Below are 1,237 nucleotides of genomic sequence, written 5' to 3'. Positions count from 1 at the left end.
ATTTGATTTTTACAATGTAAATTTCGTAGCACAAATCGGCGCGTATCACCTAAGTTCAACGAGGCGATCACCGGATTTCGGCCCAGCTCTGGTTCATTATCTTGGTGCCATCCCATAGAGTCCTGACCGTCGCGATACAGATTCGCCAATACAGAGTTGAACGGGGTGTTGGCAAGGCTTTCACAGCGAGCCTTGAGTGATAACAGCTCAGACGTCCAAGGGTGAGGTGCCATGGTTAAACCCGAATAGGTGTAAGGCGCATCGCCATGCCAAGTCTGCAAACGAGGTTGAAGTACCGATTTCCCGAAAATGGTTATGCGTTCTTGTTGCCAAGGCAAGGTACTCATAAGCGTTGAAAAGTACGTATCCGCTTCTTGCTGAGAAAGAAAGTTTGGCTGATAAAAGAGCTTACCTTGGCGTACCTCTTGCCAATCCGTACTTTCAAATAAATCGCCTTGTCCTTGCATCCCGTTGCCTATTTAAACCATAAAAATTTCAGATAATTATTACCTTTGCAAAGGCTATTGGTTATTCTTGTAGATAATAAGAATTTTAACAATAAAAGAATAATTCTCGTAGTAACGGACGAGCTAGTGGGGAGCTAATGCGTTATTCACCCAGAAAGCAGTGCTATTTTGCACTGTTCTTTTTCGCTTTTGTTGCCTTGTGTGTTGGTGTTATTGAGCTGTTGCATCAGAATCAGCAAGACCTTCAGCAAGAGCGCGTGCAAGTTGAAGCCAAAGAACAACTGTCTATCCTCCGCTCCAATTTGGAAGCGGTACTCATGGCTGATATTTACAAAGCCAGCACATTAGCGACGCTAATCACTTTGCTGCCAAATAGCGAAGAAGAGGAGCTAAGCATTGCCGCCGATCGTATTCTTAACAAAAGTAAGCACATCACGGTCATCGGTATTGCGGAAAATGATGTAATTAGCCATATATTCCCAACTAAAGGCAACGAGCGCGTCCTTGGTCTGGATTACCGTAAAGTACCAGCGCAATGGGTACAAGTTCAAAAAGCCAAAGATATTCAAGAGATTTTCATCGCGGGGCCGGTGTCGCTTGTTCAAGGTGGGCGAGGGCTTATTGTACGCGTGCCAGTATTTCGAGACCCGCCAATCAACAAAGAGTATTGGGGGGTGATCAGCGCTGTGGTGGATTTTGATGGTTTAATGCGAGAAACCGGCGTATTCGACTTCTCATACCATTATCCTTTGACGATACGCGGTTATGAC

At 45.1% G+C, this 1,237-nt stretch carries 2 protein-coding genes; one reads left to right on the top strand and one right to left on the bottom strand.

Annotation, left to right across the window (positions count from 1 at the left end):
- Positions 1–467 (bottom strand): alpha-ketoglutarate-dependent dioxygenase AlkB family protein (locus R7O12_RS25635; RefSeq protein WP_318126871.1); only part of this gene is annotated, 467 nt, incomplete at its 3' end.
- 137 nt (positions 468–604) lie between these two features.
- Here R7O12_RS25635 and R7O12_RS25630 point away from each other — a divergent pair.
- Positions 605–1,237, top strand: a 633-nt coding sequence (locus R7O12_RS25630; RefSeq protein ID WP_318126869.1) for a CHASE domain-containing protein, incomplete at its 3' end; no start/stop codon positions are given.

The sequence above is a fragment of the Vibrio sp. Vb1574 genome, assembly GCF_033338675.1.
Note: the sequence above shows the minus strand (reverse complement) of the source record. Positions and strands in the feature narration are given on the sequence as shown.